Origin of the sequence: Streptomyces sp. NPDC000348, assembly GCF_042898795.1 — a bacterium.
In the GTDB taxonomy this organism is placed as follows: Bacteria; Actinomycetota; Actinomycetes; order Streptomycetales; family Streptomycetaceae; genus Streptomyces.
In genome coordinates, this window is sequence record NZ_JBIAZD010000005.1 from 402083 (window position 1) to 421625 (window position 19543).

Here is a 19543-nt window from a genome sequence, read left to right on the forward strand (position 1 = left end):
ACGAATGCGGTCGGACGGGCGGGAAGTGCGGTGCCGTGCGGGTCACTTGACGGCGCGCAGCGCGTCGACGACGCCGAAGCCGTAGAAGCCGTTGACCCGGCTGCCGCCCTCGCAGGTGGCGTCCTGCGCGCCGTCGCCGTCCTGGTCGTAGGACTCCGGGCAGCCCGGATTGTCGGCCTGGGCCTTCAGCAGCGCCTGCAGCTGGGCGGGCGTGGCCCGCGGGTGCTCGGACTTCAGCAGCGCGGCGACACCGGCGGCGTGCGGCGAGGCCATCGAGGTGCCCTGCAGGAAGGCGTACGCGCCGTTCGGCATGGTCGACAGGATGCGGCCGTCCTTCGACGGCGTGTCCGGCAGCTGGTAGCGGCGGTCGCCGCCCGGCGCCGCGACGTCGACGACGCCCTTGCCGTACGAGGAGTAGTACGACTTGAGGTTCTGCACGCCCGTCGCGCTGACCGTGACGATGCCCGGCAGCTGGGTCGGCACGTCGAAGCACTCGTGCGGGTCGATGGTGCGGGTCACCGGCGTGGAGTCGTCCGGGCTGGAGTCGTCGACGATGGCGTCGGAGTCCAGGTCGTGGTTGGAGTTGCCGGCCGAGGCGAGGTGCAGCGTGCCCTTCTTCTGCGCGTACAGCTGGGCCCGGTTGACCGCGTCGACGATCGCCCTCTGGTCCGGGTCGTCCATGCAGTTGTACAGCCACGGGTCGACGTAGTAGCTGTTGTTCGTGATCTCCACGCCGTGGTCGGCGGCGAACACGAACGCGCAGACGACGTTCTCCGGGTAGAACAGGCCGTTGTCCGGGTCGCTGACCTTGATGCCGGCCACCTTCACGCCGGGTGCGACACCGGCGACGCCGACGCCGTTGCGGGCCGCGGCGATCTCACCGGCCACATGGGTGCCGTGGTAGTCGTCGGCCGTGTACGGGCGCCAGGCGCCCTCGCTGGTGTCCGCCTTGCCGCCGACGCAGTTGGCCGACTGGGCGGCGGAGAAGTTCGGGGCGAGGTCCGGGTGGGTGTCGTCGACGCCGGTGTCGATCACGGCGACGGTCACCCTGCCGCTGCCCGGGTTGATCTTCGCGGCCTTGTCGGCGCCTATGGCCCGCAGGTCCCACTGGTCGGCCTCGAGCGGCTCGCTGCCGGGGACCTCCGCGGAGGCGGCCTCCGTCCGCGCGGCCTCGGCGGCCGTCACGAAGTCGGCGGCGCCCTCGTCCGTCGTCCCGGCCGCGGTCAGCGGCGCGGTGCGGGTGGCGCCGGCCGACACGACGCCGCGCGCCTCGCGGATCTCCTCGCCGAAACCGGGGTTCGCCGAGTGGACGACGATCACGCCGATCCTGTCGTACGAGACCACGACGGTCCCGCCGGCCGCGGCGATCGCCCGCTTCACCGAGGCGATCGTGCGGCGGTCCGCCTCGGTGTTGACGACGTACGCCAGGGCGGGCGCGTCCGCCGCCTGCCCGGCCGACACCGTCCGCGGGGCCGCCGAGGCCGCCGCCGGGAGGAAGCCGAGCGAGGCGGTCAGGGACAGCACGACGGGCACGGCGAGGGCGAACCGGCGTCTGGAACGCAGATGAGCCATGGGGTCTCCACATCATCCGGAAACGAAACCGGCCCGAGGCACAGGGGTGGTGCTCGGGCAGGTACATGACGGGGTGGTGCAGGGTGAAACTATCCCGCGCTCTCGCTGGCCAGCAATGTTTTGCCGGGACCGTCTTCGAAAAACGCCGCGGGAAAGAACGGCGGAGAGTTGAACCGGTCCTCGCGTGGCGCCGTGCCCTTGGGCAGGAAGCGCGAGGACACTCGCCTTTCGTCCCCGCCCGACCCCAACCGCAACGCGAGGAGACTCCGTGGCCGCCGAAGCACCGCCCCCCTCGACGGAACGACGCACACTCCCCACCCCCGAGGAGTTCACCGCGGTGCAGGAGAGCGCCGAGTTCGGTGAACTGCGCCGCTCCCACCGCTCCTTCGCCTTCCCGCTGACGATCGCCTTCATCGCCTGGTACCTGCTGTACGTCCTGCTCTCCAACTACGCGGGCGACTTCATGGGCGCCAAGCTGTTCGGCAACATCAACGTCGCCTTCGTCTTCGGCGTCCTGCAGTTCGTCACCACCTTCCTCATCGCCTGGTGGTACTCCCGGCACGCCGCCGCCGAGCTCGACCCCAAGGCCGAGGCCATCAAGACCCGTATGGAGGGCGGCGCATGAGCCCCGCGATCACCCATGTCACGCTCGCCGCGAACGAGGCCAGCGAACACCGCACGCTGATCATCACACTGTTCGCGCTGTTCGTCCTCGCCACCCTCGGCATCACCGTCTGGGCGGGCCGGCAGACCAAGGACGCCGCCGACTTCTACGCCGGCGGACGCCAGTTCAGCGCCTTCCAGAACGGACTCGCCGTCTCCGGCGACTACATGTCGGCCGCGTCCTTCCTCGGCATCGCGGGCGCCATCGCCCTCTTCGGCTACGACGGCTTCCTGTACTCCATCGGCTTCCTGGTCGCCTGGCTGGTCGCCCTCCTCCTGGTCGCCGAGCCCCTGCGGAACTCCGGCCGCTACACGATGGGCGACGTCCTCGCCTACCGCATGCGCCAGCGTCCCGTGCGCACCGCCGCCGGCACCTCCACCATCGTCGTGTCGATCTTCTACCTGCTGGCCCAGATGGCGGGTGCGGGCGTCCTGGTCTCGCTGCTGCTCGGCATCACCTCCGACGCCGGCAAGATCCTCATCGTCGCCCTCGTCGGCGTCCTGATGATCGTGTACGTCTCCATCGGCGGCATGAAGGGCACCACCTGGGTCCAGATGGTCAAGGCCGTGCTGCTCATCGGCGGCACGCTCCTCATCACGTTCCTGGTGCTGCTGAAGTTCGACTTCAACATCTCCGACCTGCTGGGCAGCGCCGCCGAGAACAGCGGCAAGGGCGACGCCTTCCTCGAGCCCGGCCTGCAGTACGGCGCCGACGGCACCACCAAGCTGGACTTCATCTCCCTCGGCATCGCCCTGGTGCTCGGCACCGCCGGTCTGCCGCACATCCTGATCCGCTTCTACACGGTGCCCAACGCCAAGGCCGCCCGTAAGTCCGTGAACTGGGCCATCGGCATCATCGGCGGCTTCTACCTGATGACCATCGCCCTCGGCTTCGGCGCCGCCGCGCTGATCTCCCAGGACGAGATCATCGCCTCCAACCCGTCCGGGAACACGGCCGCCCCGCTGCTCGCCCTGCACCTCGGCGGCGTCGACTCGGCCTGGGGCGCGATCCTGCTCGCCACCATCTCGGCGGTCGCCTTCGCGACGATCCTCGCCGTGGTCGCCGGACTCACCCTCGCCTCGTCGTCCTCCTTCGCCCACGACATCTACGCCAACGTCATCCGCAAGGGGCAGGCCACCGAGAAGGAGGAGATGCGGGCGGCCCGCTGGGCGACCGTCCTCATCGGCGTCGTCTCCATCGCGCTCGGCGCCCTCGCCCGTGACCTGAACGTGGCCGGCCTGGTCGCACTGGCCTTCGCGGTCGCCGCCTCCGCCAACCTGCCGACCATCCTCTACAGCCTGTTCTGGAAGCGGTTCACCACCCAGGGCGCGCTCTGGTCGATCTACGGCGGTCTCGTCGTCGCCGTCGGCCTGGTGCTGTTCTCGCCCGTGGTGTCCGGCGACCCCAAGGCGATGTTCCCCGACGTCGACTTCGCCTGGTTCCCGCTGAAGAACCCGGGCATCATCTCCATCCCGTTCGGCTTCCTGATGGGCTGGCTCGGCACCGTCCTGTCGAAGGAGGAGCCCGACGCCAAGAAGTACGCGGAGCTGGAGGTCCGGTCCCTGACCGGGACCGGCGCCCACTGATCCGCACCCCGCCGCGGCCGCGTCGCAAGGGACCCCATAGGTCCCTGCGACGCGGCCGTTCGTCATCTCGTCGCACCGGGTCGCTATGGGTTGTCGGTGGCGTCACGTAGGCTCGCGGGTAGCCGGGCACAAGTGATCCGCGCCGACGGAGGGGGCCGCGTGCTCATCGACACCTACGGCCGAGTGGCCACCGACCTGAGGGTCTCGCTGACCGATCGGTGCAATCTGCGCTGCACCTACTGCATGCCCGAGGAGGGGCTGCAGTGGCTGGCCAAGCCCGACCTGCTCACCGACGACGAGATCGTCCGCCTCGTCGGCATCGCCGTCACCTCCCTCGGCGTCGAGGAGGTCCGCTTCACCGGCGGCGAGCCGCTGCTCCGCCCCGGACTGGTCGGCATCGTCGAGCGCGTCGCCGCCCTGGAGCCCCGCCCGCAGATGTCCCTCACCACCAACGGCATCGGGCTCCGGCGGGTCGCACCCGCCCTGAAGGAGGCGGGCCTGGACCGGGTCAACGTCTCCCTCGACACGCTCCGCCCGGACGTCTTCAAGACCCTCACCCGCCGCGACCGCCACCAGGACGTCCTCGACGGCCTGTACGCGGCCCGCGAGGCCGGTCTGACCCCGGTGAAGGTCAACTCGGTCCTGATGCCGGGGCTCAACGACGACGAGGCCCCCGACCTCCTCGCCTGGGCCGTGGAGCACGACTACGAGCTGCGCTTCATCGAGCAGATGCCCCTGGACGCCCAGCACGGCTGGAAGCGCGAGGGCATGATCACCGCCGGGGACATCCTGACCTCCCTGCGCACCCGTTTCGAGCTGACCCCCGAGGGCGACGAGGCGCGCGGCTCCGCACCGGCCGAGCGCTGGCTGGTCGACGGCGGCCCGCACCGCGTCGGCGTCATCGCCTCCGTCACCCGCCCCTTCTGCGCGGCCTGCGATCGCACCCGCCTCACCGCCGACGGACAGGTACGCACGTGCCTGTTCGCCACCGAGGAGACCGACCTGCGCGCGGCCCTGCGCTCCGGCGCCCCCGACGAGGAGATCGCCCGCGTCTGGAAGCTCGCCATGTGGGGCAAGAAGGCGGGCGCGGGCCTGGACGACCCGACCTTCGTCCAGCCGGACCGGCCGATGTCCGCCATCGGGGGCTGAGCGGACTAGGCGCCTTCCGGAGCCTCCCACTCCGCGAACCGGACGACGTCCTTCAGGAACCCCCGGACCCCCAGGAACTGCGACAGATGCTCGCGGTGCTCCTCGCAGGCGAGCCAGGTCTTACGGCGCTCCGGCGTGTGCACCTTGGGGTTGTTCCAGGCCAGCACCCACACGGCGGCGGCACGGCACCCCTTGGCGGAGCAGATCGGCGTCTCGGGATCAGGGACCATCACACGCCGACCCTAACCCGACGGGAAAAGGCGACGCCGAGCAGCCACGGGGGGAGCTGCCCGGCGTCGGTCCGTCGCTCCGACGGGGGATGCGGAGCGCGTACGAAGTATGTCACGGGTCACCCCGCGCCCGGCACCGGAACAACATGATTGATCTGAGCTCTTCCCGAGCTTGGCGGGTAAGTGCCTTCCGCTCGGCGCGGTTCCCTCCCACGCCCCGTTCCTCACGACCGCTCGGGCCGCTCCGTTCGTGCGCCCGGCGCCGCCGGTGACGCCACATCTTCCGCGTCGGATTCCGCGGAACCGTCATTCGTCCGCGCGGACGCGATCATCGGCTTCATCGGCGTCGTCACGAAGGTCGACGGCAAGGACGGCGCGTTCTCGCGCCCGGCGTTGGCGATCACCACCGCGATGTACGGCAGGACCGCCCCGAGCACCAGCGCCACGATCGCGACGTGCCGCTCCACGTTCCACAGCGTCGCCGCGAGGATGACCGAGATCGTACGGACGATCATCGAGATCACGTACCGGCGCTGCCGCCCCCGTACGTCCTCCTGGAGGCCCGTCCGGGCACCGGTGATCCGGAACACCTGGACGTTGCCGCCGCCATGCCGCTTCCGCATCGCACTTCACCATCCGCCCGCATCGGACCTTCCCCGTACCCGACCGGCCGGTGCCCCGTTCCACGACACCGGTCCGGACATGTCCACGTTACGCCGCACCCCGCCGGGTCACGAGGGCGGGTCACCCCGCCCGCGGCGTGGTGTGCACGGCACGTCCGACATGCGGCGTACCGCGTCTCGGCCGACACTGGCCGTAATGCTCGCGTCGAGCCGTACGAGGAGGCAGCCATGGGCTGGTTGTGGGCGATCATCGTGGGGTTCGTGCTCGGCCTGATCGCCAAGGCGCTGATTCCGGGCAAGCAGCACAGTCCCCTGTGGCTGACCACCATCTGCGGCATGATCGGCGCCGTCGTGGGCAACGCCGTCGCGCGGGGCTTCGGGATCGAGGAGACGAGCGGCATCGACTGGGGCCGGCACATCTTCCAGCTGGTCGCGGCGGTCGTCGTCGTCTTCTTCGTGGACATGATGTACACCTCGGTGAAGCGCAGGGGAGCCGAGCGGCGGGTCTGACCCGGACACGACGAAGGGGCGGCCCCCGGCGCCCGCCGGAGACCGCCCCTGGACGAAGCCGCCGGTTCAGCCGGCCGTGACCTCCACCGCCGCCAGGTTCTTCTTGCCCCGGCGCAGCACCAGCCAGCGCCCGTGCAGCAGGTCCTCCTCGGCGGGGACGGCGTCCTCGGCGGTGACCTTGACGTTGTTCACGTAGGCGCCGCCCTCCTTCACCGTGCGCCGCGCGGCCGACTTGCTCGCCACCAGGCCGACCTCGGCGAACAGGTCGACCACCGTACCCAGCTCGGCCACCTTGACGTGCGGCACCTCGCAGAGCGCCGCCGCCAGCGTGCGGTCGTCCAGCTCCGCCAGCTCGCCCTGGCCGAAGAGGGCCCTGGACGCGGCGATCACGGCGGCCGTCTGGTCGGCGCCGTGCACCAGCGTCGTCAGCTCCTCCGCCAGCGCGCGCTGCGCCGCCCGGGCCTGCGGACGCTCCTGCGTCTGCTTCTCCAGCTCCTCCAGCTCCTCGCGGGACCTGAAGGACAGGATCCGCATGTACGACGAGATGTCGCGGTCGTCCGCGTTCAGCCAGAACTGGTAGAACGCGTACGGCGTCGTCATCTCCGGGTCGAGCCAGACGGCGCCGCCCTCGGTCTTGCCGAACTTGGTGCCGTCCGCCTTGGTCATCAGCGGGGTCGCCAGCGCGTGCACACTGGCGTGCGGCTCGAGCCGGTGGATCAGGTCCAGACCCGCCGTGAGGTTGCCCCACTGGTCGCTGCCGCCCTGCTGGAGCGTGCAGCCGTGGCGCCGGTAGAGCTCCAGGAAGTCCATGCCCTGCAGCAGCTGGTAGCTGAACTCCGTGTAGCTGATGCCCTCGGCGGACTCCAGACGCCGCGCGACCGACTCCTTCGTCAGCATCTTGTTGACGCGGAAGTGCTTGCCGATGTCCCGCAGGAACTCGATGGCCGACAGGCCGGCGGTCCAGTCGAGGTTGTTCACCATCGTCGCGGCGTTGTCGCCCTCGAACGACAGGAAGGGCTCGATCTGCGCGCGCAGCCGGGTCACCCAGTTCGCGACCGTCTCCGGGTCGTTCAGCGTGCGCTCGGCCGTCGGGCGCGGGTCGCCGATCTGCCCCGTCGCGCCACCGACCAGCGCCAGCGGGCGCAGGCCCGCCCGCTGGAGGCGGCGCATGGTGAGGACCTGGACCAGGTGGCCGACGTGCAGGCTGGCCGCGGTCGGGTCGAAACCGCAATAGAACGTGACGGGACCGTCCGCGAGCGCCTTGCGCAATGCGTCCTCGTCAGTGGACAGGGCGATCACGCCACGCCACTTCAGCTCGTCGACGATGTCCGTCACGGTTCTCGTGTCTCCTCGATGGTCTTCGGCCGGTCGGGTGACGGCCGAGGGTGAACGCCTACGAGGTTATACGCCCTGGCTGACGGAGCTCATATTGAAATCGGGGACGCGCAGCGCGGGCATCGCGGCCCTGGTGAACCAGTCGCCCCACTCCCTGGGCAGCGTCTTCTCCGTGCGGCCCGCCTCGGTGGCCCGGCCGAGCAGGTCCACCGGCGACTCGTTGAACCGGAAGTTGTTCACCTCACCGGTGACCTCGCCGTTCTCGACGAGGTAGACGCCGTCCCGGGTCAGGCCGGTGAGCAGCAGCGTCGCCGGATCGACCTCGCGGATGTACCACAGGCAGGTCAGCAGCAGCCCCCGTCCGGTGGCCGCGACCATCTCCTCCAGCGAGCGGTCCGCGCCCCCGTCCAGGATCAGGTTGTCGATCGCGGGGGCCGTCGGCAGCCCGGTCAGGCCCGCGCTGTGCCTGCTGGTCGTCAGCCGGTTCAGCTCGCCCTCGCGCACCCAGTCCGTGGCCGCCAGCGGCAGCCCGTTGTCGAACACCGACTGGTCGCCGCCGGAGGAGTGCGCGATCACGAACGGCGCCGACTGAAGACCCGGCTCGTCCGGGTCGCTGCGCAGGGTCAGCGGCAGCTCGGTCAGCCGCTCACCGACCCGGGTGCCGCCGCCCGGCCTGGAGAACACCGTGCGCCCCTCGGCCGCGTCCCGCCCCGAGGCCGACCACAGCTGGTAGATCAGCAGGTCCGCCACCGCGGTCGGCGGCAGCAGCGTCTCGTACCGGCCCGCGGGCAGCTCGAGCCGCCGCTCGGCCCAGCCCAGCCGTACGGCCAGCTCGGCGTCGAGCGCCGCCGGGTCGACGTCCTTGAAGTCCCGCGTGGAGCGACCCGCCCACGCCGAACGCGTGCGGTCCGGCGACTTGGCGTTCAGCTCCAGGGTGCCGTTCGGCTGGTCGTGCCGCAGCCGCAGCCCCGCCGACGTGCCGAGGTAGCTGGAGACCAGCTCGTGGTTGGCGAAGCCGTACAGCTCCCGGCCGCCGGCCCGCGCGCGGGCGAACGCCTCGCCCAGCGCCGGGGCGAAGTCGGTGAACACGGCGGAGGAGGTCTCGGCCGGCGCCTCCGTGAACCCGGGCGACGGGGCCACCCCCGTGACCAGCGGCTGCGCGTCCTCGGCCGGACCCGCGCCCCGCGCGGCGGCCTCGGCGGCCCGCACCAGCGGCTCCAGCTCGTCCGCGGTCACCGCGGACCGGGACACCACCCCGGAGGCCGTGCCCTGCGCGCCGTCCACCGTGGCGATCACGGTGAGCGTGCGCCCGCGCGTGACACCGTTCGTGGTGAGCGCGTTGCCGGCCCAGCGCAGATTGGCGCTGGACTCCTCGTCGGCGATCACGACACAGCCGTCGGCCCGGGACAGTTCGAGGGCGCGCTCGACGATCTCGTGCGGCTTGGTGGTGCGCGCGCTCATCGCCCGGCCTCCTGCGTGGTGTTGAGACTGTGCTTTCCCGGGGGACGACCCCCGGACCCCCGGCCGATCCCGGTGCTGAGGCTCATCGCCCGGCCTCCTGCGTGGTGTTGAGGATGTTGACTCCCTTGAAGAGGGCGGACGGGCAGCCGTGCGAGACCGCCGCGACCTGTCCCGGCTGGGCCTTGCCGCAGTTGAAGGCGCCGCCCAGGACATACGTCTGCGGACCGCCGACGGCGGCCATGGAACCCCAGAAGTCGGTGGTCGTCGCCTGGTAGGCGACGTCCCGCAGCTGCCCCGCCAGCCGCCCGTTCTCGATCCGGTGGAACCGCTGCCCGGTGAACTGGAAGTTGTACCGCTGCATGTCGATCGACCACGACCGGTCACCGACGACGTAGATGCCCCGGTCCACGCCCCCGATCAGGTCCTCCGTCGACATCCCCGCCGGATCCGGCCGCAGCGACACGTTGGCCATCCGCTGCACCGGCACATGGCCGGGGGAGTCCGCGAACGCGCACCCGTTGGACCGCTCGAACCCGGTGAGCCTCGCGATCCGCCGGTCCAGCTGGTAGCCGACCAGCGTGCCGTCCTTCACCAGGTCCCAGGACTGCGCCTCGACGCCCTCGTCGTCGTAGCCCACCGTGGCGAGCCCGTGCTCGGCGGTGCGGTCGCCGGTGACGTTCATCAGCTCGGAGCCGTACTTCAGCCTGCCCAGCAGATCGAAGGTGGCGAACGAGGTCCCGGCGTACGCCGCCTCGTAGCCGAGCGCGCGGTCCAGCTCGGTGGCGTGCCCGATGGACTCGTGGATGGTCAGCCACAGGTTGGACGGGTCCACCACCAGGTCGTACAGCCCCGCCTCGACGCTGGGCGCCCGCATCTTCTCGGCGAGCAGCTCCGGAATCCGCCCCAGCTCGTCGTCCCAGTCCCAGCCGGTGCCCGTCAGGTACTCCCAGCCGCGGCCGACGGGCGGCGCGATCGTGCGCATGGAGTCGAACTCACCGCTGGAGTCGTCCACGGACACCGCCGTGAACACCGGGTGCAGCCGCACCCGCTGCTGCGTCGTCACGGTCCCGGCGGTGTCGGCGTAGAACTTGTTCTCGTGCACGGTGAGCAGCGAGGCGTCGACGTGGTCCACCCCGTTCGCCGCCAGCAGCCGCGCACTCCACTCGGCCAGCAGGCCCGTCTTCTCCTCGTCGGGCACGGCGAAGGGATCGATCTCGTACGAGGAGACCCAGGTCTTGTCCGCGTGCACCGGCTCGTCGGCCAGCTCCACCCGCTCGTCCGAGCCGGCGGCCCGGATCACCTGGGCGGACAGCTTCGCCATCGCCACGGCCTGCGAGGCGACCTTGGCGGCGGCGTCGAGGGTCAGGTCCACCCCGGAGGCGAACCCCCAGGTCCCACCGTGCACCACGCGCACCGCGTAGCCGAGGTCGGTGGTGTCCGACGACCCGGCCGGCTTGGCGTCCCGGAACCGCCAGGACGCGCTGCGCACCCGCTCCAGGCGGAAGTCCGCGTGCTCCGCCCCCAGCGCCCGCGCCCGCGCGAGCGCGGCGTCGGCGAGGGCGCGCAGGGGCAATGCCAGAAACGACTGATCGACTTCATGGGGCACGGTTGGAGAGATCCCTTCGGGCGCTTGCCAGTGGTGACCGTCGGAGGCAGTGAACCACGTCTCGCTCCCCGGGCTCCGCCGGAGAAGCCGACGGCGCAGGCCGGCGGGCGGATACGGGAACGAGTTCCGTATCCGCCCGCCGACGTCACGTAGGGCGCGAACTCAGCCGTCCAGGGACGCCCCGGCCGCGAGTTCCGCGAACGCCGCCCAGGCGGTCGGCGTGACGACGAGGGGGCGGATGCGCTTGTCCTTGGAGTCGCGGATGTGGACGGCCTCGGGGCGTACGGCGACCTCGACGCAGTTGTCGCCCTCGCTGCCGCTGTAACTGCTCTTGAACCAGTGCGGCTTATCGATAGTGCTCATAGCGCTCCTCGCATCTGTTCCAGCAGCTTCACGGTAGCCCGGCAGTCCAGGGCCTGTGAACGCAGCTTGCCATAGCGCTGGAGCAAGACACTTACGTCCTTGGGCGCAGAGATCAACGTGCTTGACCGCTGTCCTTCGGTGTACCCGACCCACTGGTGAGTTGGTGTCTCGGCGAGGTACATCTGACCGTCGATGCCGCAGTGGTCCTCCTGGAGGCTGGGCATGACCTGAATCTCGACATTACGGCGGGTGCCCACCTCAAGAAGGTGGTCGATGACCTGCCTGGTGACATCGCCCCCTCCCATGCGCCGCACCAGGATGCTCTGCTCAACGACGAAGCTGAACGCGGTGTTCTGCCTGGTGGAGATGAGCTGCTGGCGGTCGAGCCGAGCTGCGACCTCGCGTTCGATCTGCTCCTCGGAGACAGGCGGCAAGCGCCGATCGAACACCGCCCGGATGTAGCCCTCCGGCTGCAACAGCCCAGGAACCGCCCGGCACTCATACGCGTACAAGGAGATCGCCTCCTCCTCGATCCCCGCCCACTGTCGGAACCACGACGCCAGCCCCGCCCTCCTCGTCAGGCTCCTCGCCGCCGCCGTGAGGACCTTGACCGCGACCGGCCCCAGGGCCTCCTCCGCCCGCGCGGGCAGGTCCGCCGGCGGGAACCGCTTCCCCTGCTCGATCTTGGCCACGTACGCGGCCGAGTACCGCACCCGCACCGCGAACTCCTCCTGCGTCAGGCCGGATTCGTCGCGCAGGGCCTTGAGGACCGCGCCGAAGGTCTTCAAGCTGTCGGAGAGCTCCGCCTCCGTGCCGTTCGCGCCGCCGTTCCCGCCTCCGCCGTGGTCCGTCCTCATCGTCGCGTGCCTCCCGTGTCCGCGTCTCCACGCCTCACTCAACCCCGCCCGGCCGGCCCAGGGTCACGGGGAGTTACCCACCCAGTCCAGAGTGTGCACCGATACAGTCGCGCGTGTATGGGTGTCGTCCCTGTTGAGGGCCGGGACCGCCCCGGAACGCTGGCCGCATGCCAGCATCACGGGCCCGAGAGGCCGTAACCGTAAGTGTGTTCGCCCAGCGCTTCTCCGCCACCCGCCGCGGCGCGCGGCTGGCCCGCAGACTCGCCACCCACCGGCTCGACCTGTGGCACCTGCCGTACGGCAGCCCGGCCTCCGACACCGTCACCCTCGTCGTGGCCGAACTCGCCGCCAACGCGGCCCTCCACGGCCGCGTTCCGGGGCGCGACTTCGAGCTGCGGCTCACGTACGACCGGTCCGCGGGCCTCGTCCGCGTCGAGGTGTCCGACACCCACCCGGGGCACCCGGAACTCCCCGGGCCGGCGGGCCGGCCCTCTGCGGACAGCGACGGCGGAAGAGGTCTGCTCCTCGTCGAAGCCGTCGCCGACCGCTGGGGCGTGGCCGGGCGGACGGGGCCGGGCAAGACCGTGTGGGCGGAGTGCGTGGTCCGCGTCCCGGACGACCCGTGCCCCGTTCAGCCGTAGGTGACGATCACCTTCAGCTGCGACCCGCTACGTGATCGCGTACTGTCACCGGCGGGCAGTTCCACGGAGAGGTGCGCGCACCTGGTGGGGCAGGAGAAGGACAGGCCGAAGCCGGTCACCGCCGCCGACCGGGACGGCATGCCGCACTACGGGGTGGCGGAGGACGTCGATCCTCTGGCGGTGCTCCTGGCCGAGCGCGAAGAGGACGGCCGTTGACCCACCTGGACGCGTCCGCGCCGAAGAACTGTCCGCTCACGCACCGGGCACGGCGGACTGAGCGGGACCGCGAACTGTAGGAACCCGACAGGAGGCCACGGGCGCCACTGTCGGTGCCCCATTGCCCCGCGGCGGACCGGGACCGATAGGTTCTCGGGGTAGCCGCCTGTCATCCAGGTGTCCGGGCGGTGCACCAGACCGCTATCGAAAGGGTGATCCGTTGAGCCGCTCGGTTCTCGTCACCGGAGGCAACCGGGGCATCGGCCTCGCCATCGCCCGCGCGTTCGCCGACGCCGGCGACAAGGTCGCCATCACGTACCGCTCGGGGGAGCCGCCGGCCGGCTTCCTGGCCGTCAAGTGCGACATCACCGACCCCGAGCAGGTGGAGCAGGCCTACAAGGAGATCGAGGAGGCGCACGGCACCGTCGAGGTGCTCGTGGCCAACGCCGGCGTCACCAGGGACCAGCTCCTGATGCGCATGTCCGAGGACGACTTCACCTCGGTCGTCGACACCAACCTCACCGGCACCTTCCGGGTCGTCAAGCGCGCCAACCGCGGCATGCTGCGCGCCAAGAAGGGCCGCGTCGTCCTGATCTCCTCCGTGGTCGGACTGCTCGGCTCCGCGGGGCAGGCGAACTACGCCGCCTCCAAGGCCGGCCTGGTCGGCTTCGCGCGCTCCCTCGCCCGTGAGCTGGGCTCGCGCAACATCACCTTCAACGTCGTCGCGCCCGGTTTCGTCGACACCGACATGACCAAGGCGCTCACCGAGGAGCAGCAGACGAAGATCCTCGCGCAGGTGCCGCTCGCCCGGTACGCGCAGCCCGAGGAGATCGCCGCGACGGTGCGGTTCCTCGCCTCGGACGAGGCCTCGTACATCACTGGAGCCGTCATTCCCGTTGACGGCGGACTGGGAATGGGTCACTGAAACACCATGAGCGGAATTCTCGAGGGCAAGCGTGTCCTGATCACCGGTGTGCTGATGGAGTCCTCCATCGCCTTCCACACCGCCAAGCTGGCCCAGGAGCAGGGCGCTGAGATCATCCTGACCGCGTTCCCGCGGCCCACCCTGACCGAGCGCATCGCCAAGAAGCTCCCGAAGCCCACCAAGGTCATCGAGCTCGACGTCACCAACGAGGAGCACCTGGGCCGCCTGGCCGACGTGGTCGGCGAGGAGCTCGGCGGCCTCGACGGCGTGGTCCACTCCATCGGCTTCGCCCCGCAGGACGCGCTCGGCGGCAACTTCCTGAACACCCCGTTCGAGTCGGTCGCCACCGCCATGCACGTCTCGGCGTACTCCCTGAAGTCGCTGACCATGGCCTGCCTGCCGCTGATGCAGAACGGCGGCTCGGTCGTCGGCCTCACCTTCGACGCGCAGTACGCCTGGCCGCAGTACGACTGGATGGGCCCGGCCAAGGCCGCGCTGGAGGCCACCAGCCGCTACATGGCCCGTGACCTGGGCAAGCAGAACATCCGCTGCAACCTGATCTCCGCGGGCCCGATCGGCTCCATGGCCGCCAAGTCCATCCCGGGCTTCGGCGAGCTGGCCTCCGTGTGGGACAGCCGCTCCCCGCTGGAGTGGGACCTGAAGGACCCGGAGCCGGCCGGCCGGGGCGTCGTCGCCCTGCTGAGCGACTGGTTCCCGAAGACCACGGGCGAGATCGTCCACGTCGACGGCGGTCTGCACGCCATCGGCGCCTGACCGGACGCCCTGCCGGGGCCCGCATCCCGTACGGGGTGCGGGCCCCCGCGTTTTTGTGGAGCGGTGCGGACGCCGCCGGAGCGCGGCCGGCCCGCGCCGCGGGTCAGTCGCCCGGGGGCGGACCGGACAGCCCCGGACGGCACACGAACGGATAGGCGGCGGCCTCCGCCGCCGCCGTCGCCGCGTCACCCGCGCGGATCGCGTCCACCAGCCGCCCGTGGTCCATGTGCGTCTCCGGGGACATGCCCCCGCCCACGTCACCGCGCAGCCAGTCCCGCAGCACCTCGCTCAGGTCCGCGTACATCGCGGTCATCACGTCGTTGTGCGAGGCGGCCACGACCGCCAGGTGGAACGTGGCGTCCGCCGCCACGAAGGCCTCCGCCTCGCCCGACTCCCAGGCCTCCTCGCGGCGCAGCAGCAGGGTGTCGATCTGCTTGAGGTCCTTCTCCGTACGCCGCTCGGCGGCCAGCCGCGCCGCCGCCGACTCCAGGGTCGAACGCAGCTCGGCGATGTGCCGGGGGTCGGCGTCGGCGAAGCGGCGGTGCATCACGCCCGCCAGCTCACTCGTGGCCACCACATAGGTGCCCGAGCCCTGGCGGATGTCCAGCAGCCCGTTGTGCGCCAGCGCGCGCACGGCCTCGCGGACCGTGTTGCGGGCCACCCCCAGCTGCTCCACCAGCTCCGGCTCGGTGGGAATGCGCGATCCGACCGGCCACTCGCCCGAGGTGATCTGGGCCCGTAGAGCGGCGATGACCTGTTCGGACAGGGCCGAACGACGGGGATGGCTCAGCGGCATGGCACATCTTCCCACGACAGCGGCGCCGCACGGAGGCCTCGGCATGGACAACCAATCGTCCCATGATTCTATGATGGGCTTCATGACTGGCGAGGAAACCCGGACCCTCACGTCCACGACCGTGCGCACACCGGCCGCGTCCGAGGCCCGGACCGTCCCCCGGGCCGGCGCCGCACGCGCGTGGCGGACGCGGCTGCTCGTCCTCGGCATCGTGCTGGCCGCACTCAACCTCCGCCCCGCCATCACCAGCCTGGGCGCGCTGCTGGAGGAGGTCCGCGACGGGCTCGGCATGAGCGGGAGCGTGGCCGGACTGCTCACCTCCGTGCCCCCGCTGTGCTTCGCCGTCTTCGGCGTCACCGCGCCGCGGCTGGCCCGCCGGTTCGGTGCGGGCGCGGTCGTCTGCGCCGGCATGGCCGCCATCGGCGCCGGTCTGCTGATACGCCCGTACGCGGGCGGCACGGCGGCGTTCCTGGCCGCCAGCGCGCTGGCGCTGATGGGCATCGCCGTCGGCAACGTCCTGATGCCGGTCATCGTCAAGCGCTGGTTCCCCGACCGGGTCGGCTCCATGACCGGTCTGTACTCGATGGCCCTCGCCCTGGGCACCGCCACGGCGGCGGCCGTGACCGTGCCGCTGACCGGCGCGCTGGGCGGGGACTGGCACGCGGGCCTCGCCGTGTGGGCGGCCCTGGCGGCAGCCGCCGTACTGCCGTGGCTGCCGTTCGTGCGGCGACGGGAAGGGGAGCCGGACGGGGTACGGGGCGGCGCACGGGCCGCTTCCGCCGGGGGGCCCGCGCTGCGCGTCACCCGCAGCCGTACCGCCTGGGCGCTGGCCGTCTTCTTCGGGCTCCAGGCCACCGCCGCCTACATCACCATGGGCTGGATGGCGCAGATCTTCCGGGACGCGGGCGTCCCCGCCGGCACCGCCGGGCTGCTCCTCGCGGTCACCATGGTGATGGGCGTACCGCTGGCCTTCGTCATCCCGCGCCTCGCCACCCGGCTGCCCCACCAGGGCCCGATCGTGCTCGCGCTGGGCGTCAGCGGCCTCGTCGGATACGCGGGCCTGTACCTCGCTCCGGCCGCCGGCGCCTGGCTCTGGGCGGTGCTGCTGGGCATCGCGAACTGCGCCTTCCCGCTGGCGCTCACCATGGTCGGGCTGCGCGCCAGGACCGGCGCGGGCGTCACCCAGCTGTCGGCCTTCGCGCAGAGCACCGGCTATCTGATCTCCATCCCCGGGCCGCTCCTGGTGGGCGTGCTCTACCAGCACAGCGGCGGCTGGGGACTGCCGATCGCGCTGATGGCCGGTCTGATGATCCCGCAGATGATCGTGGGCGTCCTGGCGGGCCGCGACCGCACGGTGGAGGACGAGGCGACGACCCCCTAGCGGTCCCGGCCGACCACCCACCTGCACGCACCGCCCACCTGCACGCACCGCCGCCTGCCGCCTGCCGCCTGCCGCCAGCTGCCTGCCGCCTGCCGCCTGCCGCGGGCAGTCGTGCCGCTGGGGCGGCACGGGTGGGCGCGACGGCACCCTGTCGGCGCCGGGCTGCGCGACACCCCCCGCCCCGCACCGGCACACCCCCGCACCGGCACACCCCCGCACCGGCACACCCCCGCCCCGCACCGGCATCCCCGCACCGGCACCGCCCGGTCGGTGCACCGCCGACGTCCCGCCGGTCAGCTCCCCTCGCCCGGGCCACCGAGGCGGCCGTGGAGTTTCCCCGCCTGCCCGGGCAGGCCACCCGCGCCACGCGGCCCCCCGAAGCCCGCCGCAGGCGAGCGGGGTGCGAGACTTGCCGTATGCCAGTCCTCGACCCGAATCCGCAGAACGGCCAGAAGAAGATGCTGCTCGTCTTCGGCGCGTTCTTCGCCATCTTCATCGTCATCGGCGTGATCGCGACCGTCCTCGCGCCGTGACGGCCCGGGGTGGTGCTGGCACCCCCATCCCCTAGGGGGCCAGGCTCAGGGTCAAGTGGGTGGATCACCGGATGGGTTGGGACCCCGGGAATCCGTACCTTCGAGATGTGGCCGCGAACGGCGGACCACGGACCATGCGAAGAGCGGAGGCCCCATGTCGGCGCGCACGCACACCCGGCCCCACCCGGCCCCCCGGGGCGGCGTCGACACCCGGCTGCCCTGGTGGGCCCTGGCCCTGCCCACCCTCGCCTTCGTCGCCCTGCTCACCCTGGTCCTCAACCCCTCCGACGCCCACGCGGCCGCCGGTGAGCCCGCGCTCACCCACCTCGTCGAGCGCGCACAGCAGCTCATAGCCCGCTGAACACCCCGGAAGCGCCGGTCAACTCCCTGCGCCCCATGGCCTGTTTCATGCGAAGCTGGGTCACATGAGCGTCGCAGAACCCCGCAGGATTGTCCTTTTCCGGCATGCGAAAGCCGACTGGCCCCCGGTCTCCGACCACGAGCGCCCGCTCGCCGAGCGGGGCCGCATGGACGCCGCCGTCGCCGGACGCAAGCTCGCCGACACCGGTATCGCCTTCGACCTGGCCCTGTGCTCCACCGCGGTCCGGACCCGCGAGACCTGGAAGCTCGCGGTCCACGAGTTCCCGCAGCGGCCGAAAACCGTCTACGAGGAGCGGATCTACGATGCCTCGCCCGGCGAGCTGATCGCCCTGCTCAACGAAACCCCCGACGACGCGCAGAACGTTCTCCTGGTCGGCCACAACCCGGGCGTCCAGGGACTCGCCGACATCCTGGCCGGCGCGGCCGAGGGCGACGCCCGCGAGCGCATGAGCCGGCGCGGCTACCCGGCCGCCGCCTTCGCCGTCCTGTCCTTCACCGGGTCCTGGAAGTCCCTCGAACCCGGCGTCGGCACCCTGGCCGACTACTGGGCGCCCGCCGAGTGACACCCGGCACGGCAGGGGCCCGGTACCGGCGTCCGCCGGTGCCGGGCCCGCCCGTCTCCGTGCCCCGGTCCGGGCGGCTCAGCCCACGTCGAGCGTGTCCGCCGCCTCGACCTCTTCGCGGGTGACGCCGAGCAGATACAGGACCGTGTCCAGGAAGGGGAAGTTCACCGCCGTGTGCGCCGCCTCGCGCACCACCGGCTTGGCGTTGAAGGCGACACCGAGCCCCGCCGCGTTCAGCATGTCGAGATCGTTCGCGCCGTCACCGATCGCCACCGTCTGCGACAGCGGCACGCCCGCCTCGGCGGCGAACCGGCGCAGCAGCCGGGCCTTGCCCGCCCGGTCCACGATCTCACCGGTGACCCTGCCCGTCAGCTTCCCGTCGACGATCTCCAGGGTGTTGGCCTGGGCGAAGTCCAGCCCCAGCCGCTCCTTCAGATCATCCGTGACCTGGGTGAACCCGCCCGAGACCACACCCACTTGATAGCCGAGGCGCTTCAGCGTACGGATCAGGGTGCGGGCGCCCGGCGTCAGCCGCACCTCGCTGCGCACCTTGTCCACCACGGAGGCGTCCAGCCCCTCCAGCAGCGCCACGCGCGCGTGCAGCGACTGCTCGAAGTCCAGCTCCCCGCGCATCGCGGCCGCCGTCACCTCGGCGACCTCGTCCTCACAGCCGGCGTGCGCGGCGAAGAGCTCGATCACCTCGTCCTGGATGAGCGTGGAGTCCACGTCCATGACGACCAGGCGCTGCGCCCGCCGGTACAGCCCCGCCCCGACCACGGCCACGTCGACCCCGAGCCTCGCCGCGTCGGTCACCAGCGCGGTGCGCAGCGGCTCCGTCTCCACGCCGGACACCGCGAATTCCACGGCGGTCACCGGGTACTTGGCGAGCCGGAAGATACGGTCGATGTTGCCGCCGGCCCGGGTGATCCGCGCCGCTATCGCCGCCGTCGCCTCCGACGTGAGGGGGTGGCCCAGCACGGTGACCAGGGAGCGGCCGAGCCCGCGCGGACGGTTGTCGCCCATGCCGGAGATGATCTCCGCCTGCATCTTCATCGACTCCGCCCAGCTGTGGACGGTCGCCCGCAGGTCCCCTTCCAGCCCCTTGGGCGGCTCGGTCACGAGCGCGCAGAGCACGATGCGGCCACGGGTGACGACCTGCTCGATGTCGACCACGTCGACCGAGTAGGCGGCGAGGGTGTCGAAGAGGCCGGCCGTGATGCCCGGCCTGTCCTTGCCGAAGATCTTGACAAGGAGGGTGGGAACGTCGGGGGTCTGCGATGCGCTCATGGTGTTCCCACCGTATCCGGCACCCAGTGCCCCGCGCCTCCGAGGTCCGCCAGCCGGACAGCGAACACTGGCTGTCACCAGGGCGTACCG

22 protein-coding genes are annotated in these 19543 nt (G+C 71.4%); 12 read left to right on the plus strand and 10 right to left on the minus strand.

From position 1 onward, the window contains the following. Positions 1 to 42: 42 nt before the first annotated feature. Positions 43 to 1572 carry a S8 family serine peptidase gene (locus ACFY3N_RS13635; protein ID WP_390816821.1) on the minus strand — a complete coding sequence of 510 codons (1530 nt, stop codon included), beginning with the start codon at positions 1570 to 1572 and terminating at the stop codon, positions 43 to 45. 268 nt (positions 1573 to 1840) lie between these two features. Between ACFY3N_RS13635 and ACFY3N_RS13640 the strand changes: the two genes are divergently transcribed. The 3 genes from ACFY3N_RS13640 (at position 1841) to moaA (ending at position 4971) form a co-directional block, all read left to right on the plus strand. Next, positions 1841 to 2197, plus strand: coding sequence for a DUF485 domain-containing protein (locus tag ACFY3N_RS13640; RefSeq protein WP_390816822.1), 357 nt, complete (start codon positions 1841 to 1843; stop codon positions 2195 to 2197). Beyond that, positions 2194 to 3822 (plus strand): cation acetate symporter, encoded by a 1629-nt coding sequence (locus ACFY3N_RS13645; protein ID WP_390816823.1) that lies wholly within the window; start codon positions 2194 to 2196, stop codon positions 3820 to 3822. The genes ACFY3N_RS13640 and ACFY3N_RS13645 overlap by 4 nt, the downstream gene beginning before the upstream one ends. Before the next feature lie 159 nt (positions 3823 to 3981). Next, on the plus strand, positions 3982 to 4971 hold the full coding sequence (moaA, locus tag ACFY3N_RS13650) for a GTP 3',8-cyclase MoaA (protein ID WP_390816824.1): 990 nt from the start codon (positions 3982 to 3984) through the stop codon (positions 4969 to 4971). A gap of 5 nt (positions 4972 to 4976) precedes the next feature. Here the strand turns inward: moaA and ACFY3N_RS13655 are convergent, their stop codons facing one another. Further along, the gene (locus ACFY3N_RS13655) at positions 4977 to 5201 is read right to left on the minus strand and encodes a hypothetical protein (protein WP_390816872.1); all 225 of its coding nucleotides are present in this window, start codon (positions 5199 to 5201) and stop codon (positions 4977 to 4979) included. A gap of 224 nt (positions 5202 to 5425) precedes the next feature. Continuing rightward, on the minus strand, positions 5426 to 5824 hold the full coding sequence (locus ACFY3N_RS13660; protein WP_390816825.1) for a DUF3099 domain-containing protein: 399 nt from the start codon (positions 5822 to 5824) through the stop codon (positions 5426 to 5428). 228 nt (positions 5825 to 6052) lie between these two features. On the opposite strand from ACFY3N_RS13660, the gene ACFY3N_RS13665 reads away from it, so the two are divergent. Then, positions 6053 to 6334 (plus strand): GlsB/YeaQ/YmgE family stress response membrane protein, encoded by a 282-nt coding sequence (locus tag ACFY3N_RS13665; RefSeq protein ID WP_390816826.1) that lies wholly within the window; start codon positions 6053 to 6055, stop codon positions 6332 to 6334. 66 nt (positions 6335 to 6400) lie between these two features. Here ACFY3N_RS13665 and tyrS read toward each other — a convergent pair whose 3' ends face one another. From tyrS to ACFY3N_RS13690, 5 genes are all read right to left on the minus strand, one after another. After that, the gene (tyrS, locus tag ACFY3N_RS13670) at positions 6401 to 7669 is read right to left on the minus strand and encodes a tyrosine--tRNA ligase (protein WP_390816827.1); all 1269 of its coding nucleotides are present in this window, start codon (positions 7667 to 7669) and stop codon (positions 6401 to 6403) included. A gap of 66 nt (positions 7670 to 7735) precedes the next feature. Beyond that, entirely contained in the window at positions 7736 to 9130 is a 1395-nt protein-coding gene (locus ACFY3N_RS13675) for a metallopeptidase TldD-related protein (protein ID WP_390816828.1), read from the minus strand. An 82-nt stretch (positions 9131 to 9212) separates the two neighbouring features. Then, on the minus strand, positions 9213 to 10736 hold the full coding sequence (locus tag ACFY3N_RS13680; RefSeq protein WP_390816829.1) for a TldD/PmbA family protein: 1524 nt from the start codon (positions 10734 to 10736) through the stop codon (positions 9213 to 9215). 162 nt (positions 10737 to 10898) lie between these two features. Beyond that, entirely contained in the window at positions 10899 to 11099 is a 201-nt protein-coding gene (locus ACFY3N_RS13685; RefSeq protein ID WP_390816830.1) for a DUF397 domain-containing protein, read from the minus strand. Beyond that, entirely contained in the window at positions 11096 to 11956 is an 861-nt protein-coding gene (locus ACFY3N_RS13690) for a helix-turn-helix domain-containing protein (protein WP_390816831.1), read from the minus strand. The genes ACFY3N_RS13685 and ACFY3N_RS13690 overlap by 4 nt, the downstream gene beginning before the upstream one ends. Before the next feature lie 167 nt (positions 11957 to 12123). On the opposite strand from ACFY3N_RS13690, the gene ACFY3N_RS13695 reads away from it, so the two are divergent. From ACFY3N_RS13695 to fabI, 4 genes are all read left to right on the plus strand, one after another. After that, a complete protein-coding gene (locus ACFY3N_RS13695; RefSeq protein ID WP_390816832.1) occupies positions 12124 to 12597 on the plus strand; it encodes an ATP-binding protein in 474 nt (157 codons plus the stop codon). A gap of 84 nt (positions 12598 to 12681) precedes the next feature. Further along, positions 12682 to 12813 (plus strand): hypothetical protein, encoded by a 132-nt coding sequence (locus tag ACFY3N_RS13700; RefSeq protein WP_390816833.1) that lies wholly within the window; start codon positions 12682 to 12684, stop codon positions 12811 to 12813. A gap of 220 nt (positions 12814 to 13033) precedes the next feature. Then, positions 13034 to 13738 (plus strand): 3-oxoacyl-[acyl-carrier-protein] reductase, encoded by a 705-nt coding sequence (gene fabG, locus ACFY3N_RS13705; RefSeq protein WP_390816834.1) that lies wholly within the window; start codon positions 13034 to 13036, stop codon positions 13736 to 13738. Positions 13739 to 13744: 6 nt separating this feature from the next. Then, positions 13745 to 14512, plus strand: a complete 768-nt coding sequence (fabI, locus tag ACFY3N_RS13710) for an enoyl-ACP reductase FabI (protein ID WP_390816835.1) — start codon at positions 13745 to 13747, stop codon at positions 14510 to 14512. Positions 14513 to 14615: 103 nt separating this feature from the next. On the opposite strand, the gene ACFY3N_RS13715 is transcribed toward fabI, so the two are convergent. Next, positions 14616 to 15308, minus strand: a complete 693-nt coding sequence (locus ACFY3N_RS13715; RefSeq protein ID WP_390816836.1) for a FadR/GntR family transcriptional regulator — start codon at positions 15306 to 15308, stop codon at positions 14616 to 14618. An 82-nt stretch (positions 15309 to 15390) separates the two neighbouring features. Here ACFY3N_RS13715 and ACFY3N_RS13720 point away from each other — a divergent pair, with 82 nt between their 5' ends. From ACFY3N_RS13720 to ACFY3N_RS13735, 4 genes are all read left to right on the plus strand, one after another. After that, positions 15391 to 16689: a CynX/NimT family MFS transporter gene (locus ACFY3N_RS13720; protein WP_390816837.1), complete on the plus strand. Its 1299-nt coding sequence runs from the start codon at positions 15391 to 15393 to the stop codon at positions 16687 to 16689. 416 nt (positions 16690 to 17105) lie between these two features. Continuing rightward, a complete protein-coding gene (locus ACFY3N_RS13725) occupies positions 17106 to 17222 on the plus strand; it encodes an SGM_5486 family transporter-associated protein (protein WP_006132620.1) in 117 nt (38 codons plus the stop codon). Between the two features lie 154 nt (positions 17223 to 17376). Beyond that, positions 17377 to 17583 carry a hypothetical protein gene (locus ACFY3N_RS13730; RefSeq protein ID WP_390816838.1) on the plus strand — a complete coding sequence of 69 codons (207 nt, stop codon included), beginning with the start codon at positions 17377 to 17379 and terminating at the stop codon, positions 17581 to 17583. Between the two features lie 64 nt (positions 17584 to 17647). Continuing rightward, positions 17648 to 18166, plus strand: a complete 519-nt coding sequence (locus tag ACFY3N_RS13735) for a SixA phosphatase family protein (RefSeq protein ID WP_390816839.1) — start codon at positions 17648 to 17650, stop codon at positions 18164 to 18166. A 78-nt stretch (positions 18167 to 18244) separates the two neighbouring features. On the opposite strand, the gene serB is transcribed toward ACFY3N_RS13735, so the two are convergent. After that, positions 18245 to 19453 (minus strand): phosphoserine phosphatase SerB, encoded by a 1209-nt coding sequence (serB, locus tag ACFY3N_RS13740; RefSeq protein ID WP_390816840.1) that lies wholly within the window; start codon positions 19451 to 19453, stop codon positions 18245 to 18247. Between the last annotated feature and the right edge of the window lie 90 nt (positions 19454 to 19543).